The sequence below is a fragment of the Candidatus Seribacter sulfatis genome (genome assembly GCF_964187635.1).
GTDB classification, from domain to species: Bacteria; Verrucomicrobiota; Verrucomicrobiia; order Opitutales; family Seribacteraceae; genus Seribacter; species Seribacter sulfatis.
In genome coordinates this window covers 38,184-55,905 of sequence record NZ_CAXLMO010000001.1, presented here as the reverse complement: position 1 = coordinate 55,905, position 17,722 = coordinate 38,184, and the positions used below count along the sequence as shown (strand labels likewise).

Sequence of the window (17,722 nt, the reverse complement as noted above, 5' to 3'; positions counted from 1 at the left end):
CGATCTCCATGGTCAATTGCTTATTTAATGTGAGGGCCTTTTACAAAACCCCCGAAAATATTATTTCCAAATTTGACAATAGCTCCATTTATGGAATCCTAGAGGTAATGGTTACAAGATATCTAACCCTCATATTTTCTTCTTTCTTTTTACTTACTTCGTTAAAAGCGATAAATCAGGCAGAATTTTTTGAATCAAGAATTCGACCTGTGCTGGCAGAAAATTGCTACGATTGTCACAATAGTATAAATAAATCAAAGTCAGGATTGATTTTAGATTATAAAAATGGACTTATCGAGGGAGGTAATCGAGGGTCAGCAATATCTTTAAAGGACCCCAAGGAAAGTTTGTTACTCAAAGTAATGGGGCATGAAATAAAAAACCTAAAAATGCCTAAGGGAGGACCGAAGCTTTCAGAATCTATAATCTTGGATTTTGAACAATGGATCTCTAATGGTGCTTATGATCCTAGAGAAAAACCGCCAACTGCAGAGGAATTTGCCAAGGAAACTTCATGGGAAAAAATTCGCGAAAAAAGAAAGTTGTGGTGGAGCTTTCAACCCGTCCGTACGGTAAATACTTACTCAGCGAAGAAAGAACACCCGGTAGATCAATTTCTTACTAAAAAGATAAAGGATGCAGGACTAGTGCTAAACAAAAACGAGGAACCTTTATCGATTTTGAGAAGATTATCCTACGCATTAACTGGGCTGCCCCCATCCATTGAAGAACAAAATCGCTTCACAGAATTATCCAAGGAAAACATGGATAAGGCGGTTCATGAATTCAGTGATATAATGCTGAATAGTCCTCAATTTGGAGAAAGGTGGGCTAGGCATTGGATGGACTGGGTTCGCTATGCAGACTCCCACGGCAGTGAAGGGGATCCCAGGATTCCAAATGCATTCCGCTATCGTAATTACCTAATACGTGCACTTAATGCAGACATCAGTTTTGATCAACTTGTCCTTGAGCATATAGCTGGTGATCTAGTCGAAAAGCCAAGGATTAACAAAGTTCTCGGGATTAATGAATCTACTATCGGAACAGCGCATCTTCGCTTTGTACTTCATGGCTTTGCTCCAACGGATGCATTGGATGAGCATGTGCGCTTTACCGATGACCAAATTGATACCGTAACAAAAACCTTTCTCGGTCTGACCGTATCGTGTGCCCGCTGTCATCACCATAAGTTCGATGCGATCAGCCAGGACGATTATTATGCATTATTCGGTATTCTCTCCAACGGTCGGCCTGCACAGAAAGTGATAGATGATCCTTCAACTTTACATGAGCATAAAGATAAACTTACCTCTCTAAAACAGGAAATTAAGAACGAATTCGTACAATCATGGATGGAAATCGATATCGAAAACAAATTAAAAAATAGTACTCAGAAAATATCGCCTTCCGATCAAGCTCTCGACTTTCTAATGCCATGGAAAAAACTTCATACTCTTAAAGCTCAGGAATTCTCAAAGGAGTGGGAACGATTAAAGAAGCAGGTTGAAGAGAGCAGAAACCGAATTGTTTCGCGTCTCCAGAATTCAAACAAAAATTATTGGAACCTTGGCATACAGGAGACTTACGCAAAATGGAAAAAGAGTGGATCCGGACTGAACGAACATTCAACAAAAGCAGGGCAATTCTCCCTCAACTTTAAGGGTGAAGAGATAATACATAATATCATGCCAGCTGGTGTTTACACTCATTTATTTAGTACCAAACAAAATGGAACCCTTTCTTCTCCCCGATTTAAATTTGAAAAAGGCAACCTTTGGATTCGAGTTATCGGAGACAAAGGTACTACCGTTCGATATTCAGTATGGAATTATCCGAGAAGAGGAACCGTATACCAAAAATCCTCACCCGAGCCTAAGGTAGAAAAATGGATCCGTTTCAAAACGGACTACTGGGCAGGAGAAACCGGATACCTCGAAGTAACCACCAGCCGTGACCATCCAGTAGAAGCAGGAAATGCTGAACGCTCTTGGTTTGGGGTAACAGAGGCTTTTTATGCTCCTCATGATGAACCTGCACCAAGAGATGAGGTATCTGAAATTCTCTCTCCTTTATTTACCACTTCTTTACCCGCAACAAACTCACAAGATTTAGCAATTCTCTATGCACGAGTAATTAAGGATGCAATCAAAGCTTGGGAAGATAATTCCATAACTGATGCTCAAGCTAGAATTCTTAATTCATTGATCAAGCAGGGCATACTACCCAATTCCCTAAAAGAAGTACCAACCTGTAAAAATTTCATTTCGGAATATCGTAAAATTGAATCCCTGATCAAAGCACCACGCCTAGCTCCAGGATTACTGGACGGAGAACCATTTGAACAAGCATTATTCGAAAGAGGAAACCACAAGAAGCCGACGCATAAAGTACCAAGAAGATTTTTAGAGGCGATTGATCCTACCCCCTACCCTAAGGATTCCATTGGCAGATTAGAATTCGCAAAAGATCTGTTGCGGAAAGATAACCCTTTTACATCCCGGGTGATCGTAAATCGAATTTGGCACCATTTATTTGGCCACGGGATTGTCAGAACTCCTGACAACTTCGGAAGATTGGGAGAAAAACCCACACACCCGGAACTCCTAGATTTCCTCGCCACCAAATTTAGGGAAGATGGGTGGTCTATTAAAAGTATGATCAAGTTTCTTGTTACAACCAAAGCTTTTCGGGCATCTTCAAAACCTTCCGCTAAAGCACAACAGAGCGATCCAAACAACTTACTACTTTCTCATGCTAATCTCCGCAGGCTAGAAGCCGAAGCGATTCATGACTCCATGCTTTTGGCTTCGGGCAGAATCAAATTAGACAGGGTTGCTGAAGGTGTCCCCGAACCCTCTAACAGTGTAAGAAGATCGGTTTACAGACAAGTGAAACGGAATTCGTTAGACCCATTTCTATCTGTTTTTGATGCACCAGTACCCTCCTCAACCAAAGGCAGGCGTGATATTACAAATGTACCTGCTCAGTCACTTACGCTGATGAATGACCCCCTGGTAATCAGAGCTGCAAGGGAATTTGCAAACTTACATAGGAATGGCGATTTAAAAGACAAGATAACCGTTATGTTTCGAAACTCCCTCGGAAGAAACCCAACTCAAAATGAGATCAAACAATCAATTGATTACTTAACGGTTTCGGAGCAGGAAAGTGCGAATCAAAAAAATATAATACTGAGATTGAACGAGAAGAAATTAAATCTAAGCAAAGAGATTTCAGGAATCATTGACCCTGTTCGGGAGAATTTAATCGAAAGCAAAAAATCTTCTACAGGTCCGAAAAAGAAGCATTCTCTTGATCCAGTTCTTCAATGGAACTTTGAAAGCGGACTGAAAGATCAAATACTAGGTCTAAAAGCCAACCTCAAAAATGGTGCTGCTGTGAAAAATGGAAGATTAATTCTTCGCAAAGGAGGACACGCGGTAACCGATACCCTACCAATAGCAGTTGCCGAAAAAACACTTTCTACTTGGGTAGAACTAGATAGTCTCAGCCAACGAGCTGGTGGAGTGATCACAATACAAAGCACGAATGGTAGTGTTTTTGATTCGATTGTCTTTGCCGAAAAAGAGACAAGGAAATGGATGTCAGGTAGTAATGGTTTTTCCAGAACAAAGCCTTTTCCTTCCGCACCTCCCGAAAATATTGCCCATAACGAATTAGTTCATATTGCTATAACTTATTCCCTTGATGGAAAAATCACTGGTTATCGCAATGGAAAAATGTATGGGAAGCCATACACTACAAGTCTTTACAAGTACCAGAAAAATAAATCTGTACTTACTTTTGGTGTCAGACACCTCCCGGCTAGTCCTCAACGGATGTTACACGGTAGTATCAGTCGGGCTTCAGTTTATGACCGGGCCCTTACTCAAAGTGAAATCAATACCATCTTTCATCCAGATTCCTATGTAAGTTTTAAGGAAGCAGAGAAGTCATTATCTATTGAAGAAATGAACCTGTACACAAAACTTACTGCTCAACGAAATTCTTTAGAAAAAAGACTCCTAGAACTTGAGGCTAACGTAATTGCAGATAAACCAAAACTTCAAGATCTAGCTCTCGCCCTTTTTAATATGAAAGAATTCATTTATTTAAAATAAACTTCCTATGAATAGCCTACTAAATCGTCGTAAAATGCTCACCACTTGCTCAAGCGGATTTGGCATGCTTGCCCTCCAAGGACTGCTTGGGCAAAACAAGCTTTCAGCAAAACCCCACTTCACACCCAAGGCTAAAAGTGTCATCTTCTGCTACATGTCCGGTGGAGTTTCTCACATCGATACATTTGATCCGAAACCAACCCTTAACAAGTTTGCAGGGCAACCCATGCCGGGCAAGGTCGAGCGTACCCAATTCAATAATAACGGAAATGTTTTCCCCTCTCCCTTCAAATTTAAAAGGTACGGACAAAGTGGAATTCCGGTTAGCTCAATATTTCCACGAACCGCTGAAATGATCGATGAAATTGCCGTGATTCGCTCGATGACCAGCAAAGTGAACGAACATGCACAGGGAAACTATGCTATCCATACTGGTTTTCCTTTCATGGGACATCCCACCGCAGGGGCTTGGGTAAATTATGGGCTTGGTAACCTCAATCAGAACTTGCCTGGCTTTGTTGTTCTACATAGTGGTGGATCGGTTCCACCCCATGGAGGAGTTGGATTATATGGAAGTGGGTACCTTCCCGCAAATAACCAAGGATCTATTCTCCAGGTCGATAAAGATGAACCAATAATAAATGTAACACCAAGAGAATCAATTTTCTCACAACGTAAAAGATTAGATTTTCATAAATCCTTCGATCAACAATTTCTGCATCAGGTAGGAAATAATCAACAAGTTGAGGCTGCCATTCAAAATCATGAAGTTGCATATAAAATGCAGGCTGCCGTTCCCGAGTTGTGTGAGATCCAAGGGGAAACAGAAGCCACCAAAAAACTTTATGGCTTAGATTCTTCAGATATTCAAAAAGCAAGTTATGCCAAGCAGTGCCTTCTGGCCCGAAGATTGGTGGAAAGAGGTGTTCGATTCGTTGAATTGAGCTGCTTAACGGAAAAACTTGGAGCGGGAGGAGCAGCTAACCCATGGGACCAGCATGGTGTTTTAGAAAAAGGACATTCAGCCATGGCTCACCAAGTAGACCAACCGATAGCCGGGTTACTTCAAGATTTAAAAGTCCGTGGTCTGCTAGACGAGACTTTGGTTATTTGGGCAGGTGAATTTGGACGTACTCCATTCTCCCAAGGATCGGATGGAAGAGATCACAACCCGTATGGATTCTCCATCTGGATGGCCGGTGGAGGAATTAAAGGTGGAACCGTTTATGGATCAACGGATGAATTTGGGTATCATGTAACCGAAGATAAATGTGACTTTTATGACCTTTGGGGAACGGTGCTACACCTGTTAGGTTTAGATCATGAAAACCTGACCTTTCGACATGGTGGTCGCGATTTACGACTTACCGATGTTCACGGGCGGGTACTGAACCCAATTCTAGCGTAAACCAAAGTAGGGAAGAATATTAAAACTTCTTTCCCAATGAACTACAATATTCGATAAAACCAGTTGCTTGATCACGTAACCTTTTATCCAAATCTTCACAGACCACCCCTTTTTCCTTATCGACTGAGTTATAGACTGCCGGTACAAATACGCGCTTTGGAAAATTGTAGGCATTACGATAACCAAACACTTGTTGTAAGTGTTCGACAGGTCGAAGTGCACCAAACTGTCCGGACGCGATACCCACATAACAAATAGGCCTATTTTCAAAGCTTTCAGGAAAAGGCAACATATCGATAAACAATTTTAAAGCCCCGCTCATACTTCCATTATACTCTGGAGTTACCACAACTAAGCCAGAAGAATTGAGAATGAAATCTGTAAATTCCTCTACTTTTTTCGGTTTATTTGTATAGGCTTGAGGAGAAAAAGTTTCTGGGGGAAGATCGCTCAATTCTAAAACTTTATGTTCTACCCCAAGCTCCTGGTAAACCTGCCCCAACCAGTTAGTCAAAACAGAAGACAAACTCCCCTCCCGATTTGTTCCTACAAGAAGCGAGATCATGAGGCCGTTTTTTGTATAAATGAGTGTAATTGCTGGTAGTCAGATACAATAGGCATATCAGGATACTCGCTCACTAAGGAACTTGGCGGATTAAATAAAGTACAATAATCGGCAGTCTTTAACATTCCAATATCATTATAACTATCTCCCGATGCGATGACTTCAAAGTTAAGTTTTTGCAGATACTGTACCGATTTTCTTTTATGGTCAGCTAGTCTCAATTGAATCGCTTTTATTTTATCATTCTCATCCACGACAAGCTCATGACAGAATAAAGTCGGATATCCTAACTTTTTCATCAACGGACCCGCAAACTCTTTAAAGGTATCTGATAGAATAATTAATTCATAATCCTCTCTAATCGTCTCTACAAATTCGAATGCACCCGGAAAAGGATTTAATGTGCCAATAACCTCTTGTATTTCTGTTAGTGTGAAACCATTCTTATCCAGAATATCCAAACGATATTGCATAAGCACCTCGTAATCGGGCTCATCTCTAGTAGTGCGCTTTAATTCATGGACTCCCGTTTCTTCCGCAAATGCTATCCAAATTTCGGGAACTAGTACTCCTTCTAAATCTAGGCAAACAACCTGCATCAAAATTATGGTAACGAGGTTTCGCCCATTAAGAAACGATCACATTCTCTTGCAGCAGCCCTACCTTCATTAATTGCCCAAACAATAAGTGACTGGCCTCTTCTCATGTCACCAGCAGAAAAGACTCCTTCAATGTTTGTGTTAAATTTTCCATATTCAGCGTGAATATTGGATCGAGAATCTCTTTCTAGCCCTAATTCCTCCGCAATGATATCTTCGGGTCCAAGAAAGCCCATAGCTAAAAATGCAACTTGTGCGGGAATTTCGCGCTCTGAACCAGGAACCTCCACGGGTGTAAAGCGCCCATTGTCTTGTTTCCATTCAATTTCATGAATCAGAACGGCTTTTAAATTACCATTTTCATCTCCGACAAATTTCTTTGTTGCTGTTAAATAATTTCGAGGGTCATCGCCAAAAATCTCTTTCGCTTCTTCTTGGCCGTAATCCATCTTATAAACTTTAGGCCATTCAGGCCATGGGTTATCAGAAGCACGTTCTTCCGGAGGTCGCGGCATAATTTCAAGCTGCGTAATACTTGCACAACCATGTCGCAATGAAGTTCCGACGCAATCAGTACCAGTATCTCCACCACCTATTACAACTGCATCTTTTCCCTTCGCCGCTGTCTCAAATGAGGTAATGTCTTTTAGTTCCAACAGTCCTTGAGTATTTTTGGTTAAGAACTCCATCGCAAAATGAACCCCATTAAGTTCCCGTCCTTCAACAGGGAGATCCCTGGGTTTCGTAGCACCACAACAAAGCAAGACCGAATCATAATCTTCCAGTAATTGTTTGGCGGGTATATCTTTACCGATCTCAGTGGATACTACAAATTCAATTCCTTCCTCACTCAATAAATCGACTCGCCTTTGTACAATTTCCTTATCTAATTTCATATTAGGAATTCCATAAACAAGTAGACCGCCAATTCGGTCTGCCCGCTCGAAAACCGTTACTAAATGCCCAGCTTTGTTTAATTGATCTGCCGCCGACAAACCGGCTGGTCCTGATCCCACAACTGCAACCTTTTTACCCGAACGGGACTTGGGAGGGTTTGGCTTTACCCACCCTTCAGCAAATCCTTTATCAATAATGGAACATTCAATACTTTTAATTGCCACTGGTGGTTCAATAACACCCAGTACACAAGACCCCTCACAAGGGGCAGGGCATACCCGACCGGTAAATTCCGGAAAATTATTTGTTTTGTGAAGCCTCTCTAAAGCATCCTCCCATTTATTGTTATAAACAAGATCATTCCATTCCGGGATCAAGTTGTTAACCGGGCATCCACTTGCCATATTGCTTATTGTCATTCCAGTATGGCAATAAGGTGTTCCACAATCCATACACCTCGCCCCCTGAACACGAACCTTCTCTTCTTCGAAAGGTTCATGTATTTCATTCCAATCTTTTACACGCTCGGTTGGAACACGATTTGGTATTGGTCGTCTTTCATGTTCTAAAAATCCTGTAGGCTTACCCATAACTTTTTTTAAATCTCCTTAATGAAGTTTATATTAATGACCGGCGGCCACATTTTCTTCGAATGCTGCCTGAGCTGCATCGTCTCCTTTTAATCCTCGTTCTTCTGCTTTTTTTAATGCCAGTAAAACACGTTCATAATCCTCGGGTAAAATTTTGATAAACTTGTTTGAAAATGTTTCCCAATCTTCAAGAATATCTTGCCCTCTTTGCGAACCCGTATAATCAACATGCTTTGCAATCAATTCTTTGACCTCGAGGATTTCCGAATCATCACATTCTACCAATGGGTACACTTTTACCATTTCATGGTTCAATCTTTTATTCGAAAATTGGCCATCCTCATCAAGAACATAAGCTACCCCGCCAGACATTCCGGCTGCAAAGTTTCTCCCTGTCTTACCAAGGCATAAAACGAGTCCTCCTGTCATGTACTCACATCCATGGTCACCAAGCCCTTCAACAACTGCTTTGACACCTGAGTTTCTCACGCAAAACCTTTCTCCTGCCACTCCGGCGATATATGCCTCACCCCCTGTGGCTCCATAAAAACATACGTTACCCGTAATTATATTTTCATGAGCAACAAAAGATGAATTCTCGGGTGGTCTTACAATTATCTTAGCCCCGGATAAGCCTTTTCCACAGTAATCATTCGTGTCACCCTCGACTTTAAAAGTCATGCCGTTGGGGCAAAAAGCACCCAAGCTTTGCCCAGCAGAGCCATTTAATTTTATTGTAATAGTATCATCCGGTAATCCAACTGGACCAAATTTTCTGGAAACTTCAGCACCTGTTATAGTACCCACCACACGATCGGTATTGACTATAGGTAAATCAATTTCAACTGCTTCACTATTCTCAAGTGCTGGTTTAGAAGCATTCAGGATCTCTCTAAGATCAAGGGAATTATCGAGCAAATGGTCCTGCTTCATTTGACAGTATGTCCCCACTTCAGGACCCACATCAGGACGGTATAAAATTTTTGAATAATCAAGGCCCTTTGCTTTCCAATGATCCACCGCGTTGCGTAGTTCTAACCTGTCCACCCGGCCAACCATTTCATTAATCGAGCGGAACCCAAGCTTGGCCATCGTTTCGCGCATTTCCTCGGCGATGAACTGCATGAAGTTTACTACCGCATCCGCCCCTCCTGCAAATTTCTTGCGGAGACGAGGATCTTGAGTAGCGATACCAACGGGGCAGGTATTTTTATGACAGACTCTCATCATCAAACATCCCAGCGTGACTAAAGGAGCAGTCGCAAAACCGAATTCCTCCGCACCTAATAAGCAAGCAATGGCAACATCTCGTCCCGTTTTAAGCTGACCATCGGTTTCTAAAACAATTCGACTTCGCAAATCATTGAGAAGAAGAGTCTGATTTGTTTCTGCAACCCCTAATTCCCATGGTGCTCCCGCATGCTGGATTGAAGACCGAGGCGAGGCACCAGTCCCACCATCATATCCTGAAACAAGAATTACATCCGCTTTTGCTTTTGCTACTCCTGCCGCAATCGTACCCACTCCCACTTCAGAGACGAGTTTTACATTTACTCGAGCATGAATGTTGGAGTTTTTAAGATCATGAATCAATTCAGCTAAATCTTCAATTGAATAGATATCGTGATGGGGTGGCGGAGAAATTAATCCCACTCCTGGTGTGGTTCCCCTGGTCTTTGCGATAGGCGGTAAGACTTTATGACCAGGCAGTTCTCCACCCTCGCCAGGTTTAGCACCTTGAACAATTTTAATTTGGATTTCATCTGAATTGACCAAATAATAACTAGTTACACCAAATCTGCCACTTGCCACTTGTTTAATTGCCGACCTACGGGAAGTTCCATCAGGGTCTGGTGTAAATCGATCGAGATCCTCTCCTCCCTCCCCTGTATTGGACTTACCACCAATTCGGTTCATCGCAATGGCCAAACTTTCATGTGCTTCTTTGGAAATTGAACCATAAGACATTGCGCCTGTCTTGAATCTTTTAACTATTTCCGAAGCAGGTTCGACCTCTTCTAGCGGGATTTCAGTTTGATCATCAACCTTGAACTCCATCAGTCCCCTCAATGTGTAGAGATCCCTAGACTGGTCATTTACAGCATTCGAATATTCCCTAAAGACTTCATAATCTCCAAGCCGTGTAGCTTTTTGTAATTTATGAATAGTATTTGGATTAAATAAATGCTTTTCTCCAGTAGATCTCCACTGGTAAACGCCACCAGGGTCCAAGGGTAAAGCACGCTCATCGGGTCTAGGCGCAAAAGCAAAGCTGTGTCGGTGACGAGATTCAGAAGCAATTGCATCAATTCCTATTCCCTCCACTCTCGTGGCGGTTTTAGTAAAATATTTATCTATGAGTAATTGATTTAATCCAATTGACTCAAAAATTTGAGCACCTCGATAAGACGCTACGGTGGAGATACCCATTTTGGACATTGTCTTAATGACTCCATTGAGATTAGCCTTCAAGAAATGCTTACAGGCAATCACAGGATCACCCTTAAGATCTCCAGTGACTATCATGTGACGAACAGTTTGAAGTGCTAAATATGGATTTATCAGATCCACTCCATACCCAATGAGTAAGGCGAAGTGTTGCACTTCACGAGGCTCACCCGATTCAAGAACGAGGGAGACTTTTGTCCTTGTCCCATTCCTTGTAAGGTGATGATGCAACCCTGAACATGCCAATAGTGCAGGCATTGCAGCCCGCTCAGAGGACAATTCACGATCAGATAAAATAAGAACATTAACACCTTCGATAATCGCTTCATCAGCCTTCCGAAATAATGCCTCTAGGGCAATTTCTAGGTCTTCCCCATGAAGCTTTGAGCTATCGGGCTTAAATAGAATAGGTAAAGTTGATGACATAAAACCCGAGGGTAACTTACCCTTAAGTTGAGTTGTCTGAATATCGTCTATCAATGGTGAATCGTATTTGATCAACTTACAACTTTTCGGACCGGGTTTTGTTAAATTACCTTCTGAGCCTACAAAGCTTATTGAAGCAGTTACTAGTTCCTCACGAATGGGATCGATCGGTGGATTAGTTACCTGAGCAAACAACTGCTTGAAATAATTATAGAGAGATTGGGATTTGTCTGAGAGAACTGCCAACGGTGAATCATTACCCATCGAACCAAGCGGTTGCTTACCAGATTGAGCACTTGGCCCAATCAAGAACCTAAGGTCTTCAAAGGTGTAACCAAATGCTTTTTGTGTGACAACAATTGAGGAAAAATCATCCTCCGTTTTGTGTTGAGGCAAAGGCAAAGAATTTGAGTTTATCATCGATTCCTTCAGCCACATCCCATACGGTTGTTCCTGGGCAATCGATTTTTTGAGTTCCGTATCGTCAATTATCCTACCCTGGTCCATATCGATTAAAAACATTCTACCAGGTTCAAGTCGGCCTTTTTTGACAACATTCAACGGATCGATGGAAGAAAGAACCCCCACCTCGGAAGCTAAAATTACTTTATCATCCTTCGTTACGTAATATCGCGAAGGTCTCAACCCGTTCCTGTCTAAAACGGCACCAATTTGAGTACCATCTGAAAAAGCAATAGAAGCTGGCCCATCCCATGGCTCCATAACGCATGCGTGAAATTCATAAAAGTCACGCTTGAATTGAGGCATGTCCTGATGTTTTTCCCACGGTTCTGGAATCATCATCATCATTGCATGAGATAAACTTCGACCAGAGAGTATTAGAAACTCCAAACAATTATCAAACTTTTGTGAATCTGAACCGTCCTCCCTTATGATAGGAAGCAATTTTTTGACATCATCCCCAAATACATTGCTTGCAAGTTGCATTTGACGGGCATACAACCAATTTTCGTTCCCTCGTACAGTATTAATTTCTCCGTTATGACATAAATAACGAAATGGTTGTGCCCTGTGCCAACTTGGAAATGTATTAGTTGAAAATCTCGAATGAGTCAGTGCTAGGGCAGACTCCATTGAAGGATCAAGTAAGTCCGGGAAGTAATCCGTTAGTTGTTGAGTAGTCAACATTCCCTTGTAAGTCATTGTTTTTGAGGAAAACGAACTTACATGAAAACTAACATCAGGATCCTTGGAGCTGAACCTCAAGCGATGACTGATAATCCTACGGGCTAGATAAAGTTTTCTTTCAAAAGGTAACCCCGGTTCAGTTCCTTGAGGGCGTTTAACGAAAAGTTGTTCCATTCTGGGTTCACATTCTGCAGAAGCTTTTCCTAAAATTTCGCTTCTTACGGGAACAGTTCTCCAACCAAGCAATTCCATTTCCAGTTCAGCAAGAACATCTGCGGTTACAGTTTTTTCATTTGAATATAAATCCTCATCTTTAGACAGGTAAATAAATGCGGCACCGTAATCTCCCTCAGGAGGTAGAGTTAATGACATTTCTGCAAAACATGATTTCCTAAGAAACTTGTCAGGCAATTGGATAAATATACCGGCACCATCTCCAGTAATGGGGTCACATCCGCATCCGCCTCGATGATCTAAATTTACGCAAATTTCTAGCGCTCCTTGGACAATTTCGTGAGAGCGCCTGCCCTTCATGTCTACAATCAAGCCTATTCCGCAATTCTCATGTTCGTTTGCGGGATCGTACAATCCTTGTTTTTGGGGTAATGTCATATTTAAAAAAGTTTAGTGTGAACTGTTAGTATATTCTATATAACCAGCTCATCAAGCAACAGAACGATCTATTTTGTAGTTAGGCTAGTAGTGGTCAAGAATTTTAGACCGAAAATCACAATTAGATTATCTTTTGATAAAGTTCTGTACAGATGAAATTTTTCTTAGTTTCATCAGTTTTCAATAAACGAAGACCATTTTCTTGGGCAAAATTTCTGAATGGTTCTACACGCCATGCACGAATTCCGGTAGTTAAATGAAAGAATAAATATAATAATCGGATTTTAAAATAATTAACATAGTTTTTATGATTCATTAAATCAATAAAATCACTGGTAATCCATAAGCCTTTTGTTAATAAAAGTGTACTACAAGATGGTACTAACTTATTGATCTGTTGGACTGTAAAACAATCCCAAAAGAAAAATGAACATATCAGATCAAATTTTTGATTGGTTGAAAAAGTTTCAATTGAAACACAGTGGAAATTAACGCGATCGAAGTTAGCCTTCGAAACTTTTGATTTTTGGTAGCGAATCATCCTTGAAGATGAATCAACGATTGTTACAGAACAGTTATGATTAATCGCAAGCAATTCCTGGAGAAATTTCCCTCTCCCCTCCCCCAATAAAAGTACCGAATGGGAATTCATCAACTCATCGGTGAAAACCGTCCTCGCTAAATTTAATTGATTTCCAAAGAAAATATTTTCTCCGATGTTATAAATAGGCGCAATGTGATCAAAACTCATAATATTTACACAAAACTATAACATAAGGGAATAATCCAATAAAATTGATCCAATAAAATTATTTTTTGTATCTTACACATTTTCGATTTTATTAAAAATATAATAAAAAAATAAACTGTAAGAATTAAACTCAAAGAGATAATCTCTATATGGATGTTGAAAAAATAGAGGCATAGATTTACTGACGATAGTAATAGTGTAAGTACACAAATTTCACTATAAAAGTTTTGATTCTTCAAAAAGGGAATGAGAGAAGGTTTTTTTAAATCAAGGGTTTCATACTCCCATGACTTGCTTAACGCACAATTAATCCAAAACAGGTGAGTGATCAAAAAAATCAATAGATAATTATTTACTTTTAATCCCTCGCACAAAATAACGGGTAAAAATACACATCCGATGGTTAAAATAATTGAAGTTCGAAGAGATTTGGAAATTAATTTAAAAAAAAACCGTGGTTCATAAAAACTCCAGACTTGATTTACCAAAACGATAGATAAAAGACCCAAACAGTAAAAGACTTCTGTTCGTTCAAAATTCAAACAAGTCAATAGAACAGAAACAGATAAAACGACACCCCAAACAAAACCAAATTGTTTGTAGTTTTGATAAAAAAACAAATGTCTTTTAAATAATTTCCTTCCCGACTTTGCGCCTACGCATTCTAATATTCGGTCAGCACTGTAGGCTAGCCAAACAGAAAGTAAAAAAACTAACCTATTTGAATAAGTTAGTTCAACTTCTAAAATATCAGCAAAAAAGTCCTGCCATACGAGAACTACCAAAGGGGCATCTAAACTTAAAATGTTAAGGTATTCCGAAAATTTCCAAAATATATACCTCGTTTTAGTAAAGTTCACCTTGTATTTGCTATTTTGAAATTTTTTATTTATTAAAATTAGTATGAAAATAAAAGCATACCTAAAACCTCAGTGCGGTTGGAGCATGGGAGTTCGTGCGATAATGGATAAATATTCATTAGAATACGAAGATCTCGATATTATCAACAACCAAGCAATATACGCGGAAATGGTAGAAAAGTCTTCTCAACCACTTTCTCCCTGCGTAGAAGTTGACGGTATAATGCTTGCCGATGTGAGCGGTGAAGAAGTGGAAAACTATCTTCTTAGTAACAAACTTGTTAATTCAACTTCAAACGAGGCAAATGTACCAACTAACTCCCCATGCTCCGACGAAGAGCATGCAAGGCAAGCAAAAGAAGCACAAGAAGGCTCACCTGTTCGCTTTTTTTAATTTAACAAAACTAAAACTAATTTGTAAACATGACTTATGTTGTAACCGAAAAATGTGTTGACTGTAAATTTACGAGTTGTGTCTCTGTTTGCCCAGTTGACGCATTCCATGAACTACCCGATCGACTTTACATAAACCCAGAAACTTGCATTGATTGCAACGCATGCATGGACGAATGCCCTGTAGAGGCAATTTTCCCTGACATGGATGTTCCTGATGAATTACAAGAGTGGGTTAGCCTCAACGAAGAAGCGGAAAATCATCCTCAAATCGTTGGCCAAATTGACGCATTGAAAGGCCCCAAATGCGTCGATCCCAATGCGGATAATTAATCTTTCCTGAAGATACTTCCCCCATTTAGCGCAACCGAAGATGTCGCAAGAACTAAACTTGCACCTCTTGCATTTGACTCACTAAATATTATGTATCTGTAAGCCTTGGAAGTTGTGCTGATTTCTCATCCGGAGAGGTGCACTTAATTTCAATAATATTCTTCAAAGATAATTGTTTATTTGTACGGCTTCCAAGATTACTTTCATCTTAGTATACAGTGAAATTACCTATATCCATCTACCTCCCAACAACCCATAATCAATAGTATATTTGTGAATATAATTAATTTCAGCACCTATGACGAGAGGCGGAACTAATAAAAAATTATCCTAAAAGAGAATTTTACTCCGATTAAGCTCTGCCACATGATGGCAATTTAAGAAAGTTGACTTATTATGCTCCCTGCATATAAGTTTAAGTTTTAACTTACATTTTAACTAAATTATGAAAATTAGAATTACTGCCTGTGATATCGCCGTAAAACAAAAGAGTACTGATATAATAGATCTAGCAAAGGGAAAAAGAGAGTATACCTTATACTTTTTCAAAAATCCTGTTCTAGTTAAAACTAAAATTGGACTTCACGATGTAACCGCAGGTGATTGTATTTTAATTGCACCGGGTTTCCCTCATTACATTAAAAGTAAAGGCGAACAATGGAATTATGATTCGCTTGCATTTAAAGGATCCGATGCCTCACGTTTAGTAAATCAAGTCGGGTTTGAAACAAACGAAATTCATTCCCCACTTCAGTCCTATTTTATCGATGCACTTTTAGAAAAAATATCGAAGGAATGTCGTGCACTAGATATGATGTGGGATCGAGTAGTAGCATGCACGCTTGACGAATTACTCACTAAAATTATTCGTTTCTCGAAGCAAGATTTTGTATTATCTATGCCAGACCACTCCCAAAAACTACGGGACTTGCGATCGGAAGTACACGAAACTTTTCATCTTCCATGGACGATCAAAAAAATGGCTGAAAAACTTAGCCTCAGTAGCAGTCGGTTTGCATCATTATACAAGCAGGAGTTCAAAACCAGCCCAACAGAAGATTTAATCAAAACTAGAATCTCACAAGCCAAGAAAATGCTCTCCACCACTAAGGTAAGCGTCAAGCAGGTATCCGTAGCATGTGGATTTGAAAGTGTTCATTACTTCCATCGAGCGTTTAAGAAAAGAATCGATATAACACCAAAGCACTACCAAAATTTCAAACTGTCCCAAAAAGGCTCTGTACCAGTAGAGACAAAAACATTTACCCTTGATGGTCTATCTTCCGATTCTGACTTTTCAGGAACAATGGAAATTATAGACGGAGAAATCATCTTTCACGGAAATGATTCCGCATGGTCAGATTTCCTGGGATATTCTGTAGATATTTTGAAGGGAAAGCCTTTCTTAAACTTCATATGCCCTCAAGATCTCGATATAGCAAGAGAAGCAATCAGCAACATTATAGACAATCAAAACGTAAAAGATGTTGCCGTTCGGCTTACTAAAAATGACGACTCACTTGCGAAGATTGAATTCTCAGCAATTACAAAAGGGAATACATGGTTTTGGTTTGCAAAGAAAGCATTCATGGATGATTAGTCCAGACCTACTCTAATCAAACAAATAGTCCTCTTTGATGGTCTTCTCTTAATTAAATACGAATTATGTTACCATTAATTCTGTAATTTTTTAACTACAGTAACAAACCATATATTCTAAAGGCAAACCGACCTTTAAATTCAATCATGGACTCCAGCTAAAGTTGCCGGCACCACTTGAATCGATTTGTTTTTCTTTTCCGTCATCGATTGCAAATCTTAAATTTTCTAGATTTGAACAATGACATCGAAAAGATTTCGCAATTTTCATTTGGTACTCCCAACCAGTATCCAAGTTTTTAAAATCCCTCAATGTGCCCTCCCCTTGGTCATCAATAATTAATAATTCAATTGGTCCGATAGCGGCTAATTTAAGTGTAAAGATATCCGATGGATTTTCGCCCTCTTTCAAAAGAGGAACAGACAACGGGTTCACAGTCACTTCCTGAATAGTAGAATTTTCATTAGCCCCCTTGGGTGATATTTCTGATTCTCCGGAAAAAGTAAGATATAGTATACCCACAATTAAAAGAACTATTGCTACCAAACCAATCGCGAAAAATATTGGTTTTGACAAATTAGAATCGTATTTACTTGGTGAAGAACTTCCAGTTGAAGTAGATTTAGCAAAATCTGAATTTTCAGAAACTTCAGTATTAGCGATCGAACCGAGAGACTTTCTGGCAGTTTTGCCAGATACTTTGCCTAATTCTAAGTCCAAATCTGCTAAAATAGATTCTTGATCTAAATCTAGAAACCGAGCGTATAACTTTACGAATCCACGCAAGTACACTTCGGGGAGGTCTATATCGAAAGAACTTGCTTCCATTGCACTTAAGTAATCACCCCGAATTTTAGTACTCTCCGATGCCTCTCGGAGTGAAATACCCTTGCGGTTTCTTGCCTCTTCTAATTTTTGCCCTATTGCCATATTAAATTTTAAGAAGTCTAGTTTTTCTTTCTTCTAA

At 39.9% G+C, this 17,722-nt stretch carries 11 protein-coding genes; 5 read left to right on the top strand and 6 right to left on the bottom strand.

Annotated elements, in window-relative coordinates; translation table 11 throughout:
- The first annotated feature begins 107 nt into the window (after nucleotides 1-107).
- On the top strand, nucleotides 108-4,124 hold the full coding sequence (locus ACKPQ5_RS00210; protein ID WP_407677069.1) for a DUF1553 domain-containing protein: 4,017 nt from the start codon (nucleotides 108-110) through the stop codon (nucleotides 4,122-4,124).
- Nucleotides 4,125-4,131: 7 nt separating this feature from the next.
- Nucleotides 4,132-5,532 (top strand): DUF1501 domain-containing protein, encoded by a 1,401-nt coding sequence (locus ACKPQ5_RS00205; RefSeq protein ID WP_407677068.1) that lies wholly within the window; start codon nucleotides 4,132-4,134, stop codon nucleotides 5,530-5,532.
- Nucleotides 5,533-5,551: 19 nt separating this feature from the next.
- On the opposite strand, the gene ACKPQ5_RS00200 is transcribed toward ACKPQ5_RS00205, so the two are convergent.
- The 5 genes from ACKPQ5_RS00200 to ACKPQ5_RS00180 all read right to left on the bottom strand — a co-directional run bounded on the left by ACKPQ5_RS00200 (nucleotide 5,552) and on the right by ACKPQ5_RS00180 (nucleotide 13,569).
- On the bottom strand, nucleotides 5,552-6,097 hold the full coding sequence (locus ACKPQ5_RS00200) for an NADPH-dependent FMN reductase (RefSeq protein ID WP_407677067.1): 546 nt from the start codon (nucleotides 6,095-6,097) through the stop codon (nucleotides 5,552-5,554).
- Complete coding sequence (thrH, locus tag ACKPQ5_RS00195; protein WP_407677066.1) at nucleotides 6,094-6,696, bottom strand: bifunctional phosphoserine phosphatase/homoserine phosphotransferase ThrH; 603 nt, start codon at nucleotides 6,694-6,696, stop codon at nucleotides 6,094-6,096. Before thrH ends, ACKPQ5_RS00200 begins: the two co-directional genes overlap by 4 nt.
- Nucleotides 6,697-6,701: 5 nt before the next feature.
- The gene (locus ACKPQ5_RS00190; protein WP_407677065.1) at nucleotides 6,702-8,183 is read right to left on the bottom strand and encodes a glutamate synthase subunit beta; all 1,482 of its coding nucleotides are present in this window, start codon (nucleotides 8,181-8,183) and stop codon (nucleotides 6,702-6,704) included.
- A 33-nt stretch (nucleotides 8,184-8,216) separates the two neighbouring features.
- Entirely contained in the window at nucleotides 8,217-12,818 is a 4,602-nt protein-coding gene (gene gltB, locus ACKPQ5_RS00185) for a glutamate synthase large subunit (protein ID WP_407677064.1), read from the bottom strand.
- 121 nt (nucleotides 12,819-12,939) lie between these two features.
- On the bottom strand, nucleotides 12,940-13,569 hold the full coding sequence (locus ACKPQ5_RS00180) for a class I SAM-dependent methyltransferase (RefSeq protein WP_407677063.1): 630 nt from the start codon (nucleotides 13,567-13,569) through the stop codon (nucleotides 12,940-12,942).
- Nucleotides 13,570-14,472: 903 nt separating this feature from the next.
- On the opposite strand from ACKPQ5_RS00180, the gene ACKPQ5_RS00175 reads away from it, so the two are divergent.
- The 3 genes from ACKPQ5_RS00175 to ACKPQ5_RS00165 all read left to right on the top strand — a co-directional run bounded on the left by ACKPQ5_RS00175 (nucleotide 14,473) and on the right by ACKPQ5_RS00165 (nucleotide 16,755).
- Nucleotides 14,473-14,823: a glutaredoxin family protein gene (locus ACKPQ5_RS00175; protein ID WP_407677062.1), complete on the top strand. Its 351-nt coding sequence runs from the start codon at nucleotides 14,473-14,475 to the stop codon at nucleotides 14,821-14,823.
- A 29-nt stretch (nucleotides 14,824-14,852) separates the two neighbouring features.
- The gene (locus tag ACKPQ5_RS00170; RefSeq protein ID WP_407677061.1) at nucleotides 14,853-15,155 is read left to right on the top strand and encodes a DUF362 domain-containing protein; all 303 of its coding nucleotides are present in this window, start codon (nucleotides 14,853-14,855) and stop codon (nucleotides 15,153-15,155) included.
- Nucleotides 15,156-15,600: 445 nt separating this feature from the next.
- Complete coding sequence (locus ACKPQ5_RS00165) at nucleotides 15,601-16,755, top strand: helix-turn-helix domain-containing protein (RefSeq protein WP_407677060.1); 1,155 nt, start codon at nucleotides 15,601-15,603, stop codon at nucleotides 16,753-16,755.
- Nucleotides 16,756-16,899: 144 nt separating this feature from the next.
- Here the strand turns inward: ACKPQ5_RS00165 and ACKPQ5_RS00160 are convergent, their stop codons facing one another.
- Nucleotides 16,900-17,685: a helix-turn-helix domain-containing protein gene (locus tag ACKPQ5_RS00160; protein WP_407677059.1), complete on the bottom strand. Its 786-nt coding sequence runs from the start codon at nucleotides 17,683-17,685 to the stop codon at nucleotides 16,900-16,902.
- Nucleotides 17,686-17,722: the final 37 nt, after the last annotated feature.

Coding starts and splice junctions, on each gene's coding strand:
- ACKPQ5_RS00210 (WP_407677069.1), top strand. CDS start 108: ATGGTTACAAGATATCTAACCCTCATATTTTCTTCTTTCTTTTTACTT.
- ACKPQ5_RS00205 (WP_407677068.1), top strand. CDS start 4,132: ATGAATAGCCTACTAAATCGTCGTAAAATGCTCACCACTTGCTCAAGC.
- ACKPQ5_RS00200 (WP_407677067.1), bottom strand. CDS start 6,097: ATGATCTCGCTTCTTGTAGGAACAAATCGGGAGGGGAGTTTGTCTTCT.
- thrH (WP_407677066.1), bottom strand. CDS start 6,696: ATGCAGGTTGTTTGCCTAGATTTAGAAGGAGTACTAGTTCCCGAAATT.
- ACKPQ5_RS00190 (WP_407677065.1), bottom strand. CDS start 8,183: ATGGGTAAGCCTACAGGATTTTTAGAACATGAAAGACGACCAATACCA.
- gltB (WP_407677064.1), bottom strand. CDS start 12,818: ATGACATTACCCCAAAAACAAGGATTGTACGATCCCGCAAACGAACAT.
- ACKPQ5_RS00180 (WP_407677063.1), bottom strand. CDS start 13,569: ATGAGTTTTGATCACATTGCGCCTATTTATAACATCGGAGAAAATATT.
- ACKPQ5_RS00175 (WP_407677062.1), top strand. CDS start 14,473: ATGAAAATAAAAGCATACCTAAAACCTCAGTGCGGTTGGAGCATGGGA.
- ACKPQ5_RS00170 (WP_407677061.1), top strand. CDS start 14,853: ATGACTTATGTTGTAACCGAAAAATGTGTTGACTGTAAATTTACGAGT.
- ACKPQ5_RS00165 (WP_407677060.1), top strand. CDS start 15,601: ATGAAAATTAGAATTACTGCCTGTGATATCGCCGTAAAACAAAAGAGT.
- ACKPQ5_RS00160 (WP_407677059.1), bottom strand. CDS start 17,685: ATGGCAATAGGGCAAAAATTAGAAGAGGCAAGAAACCGCAAGGGTATT.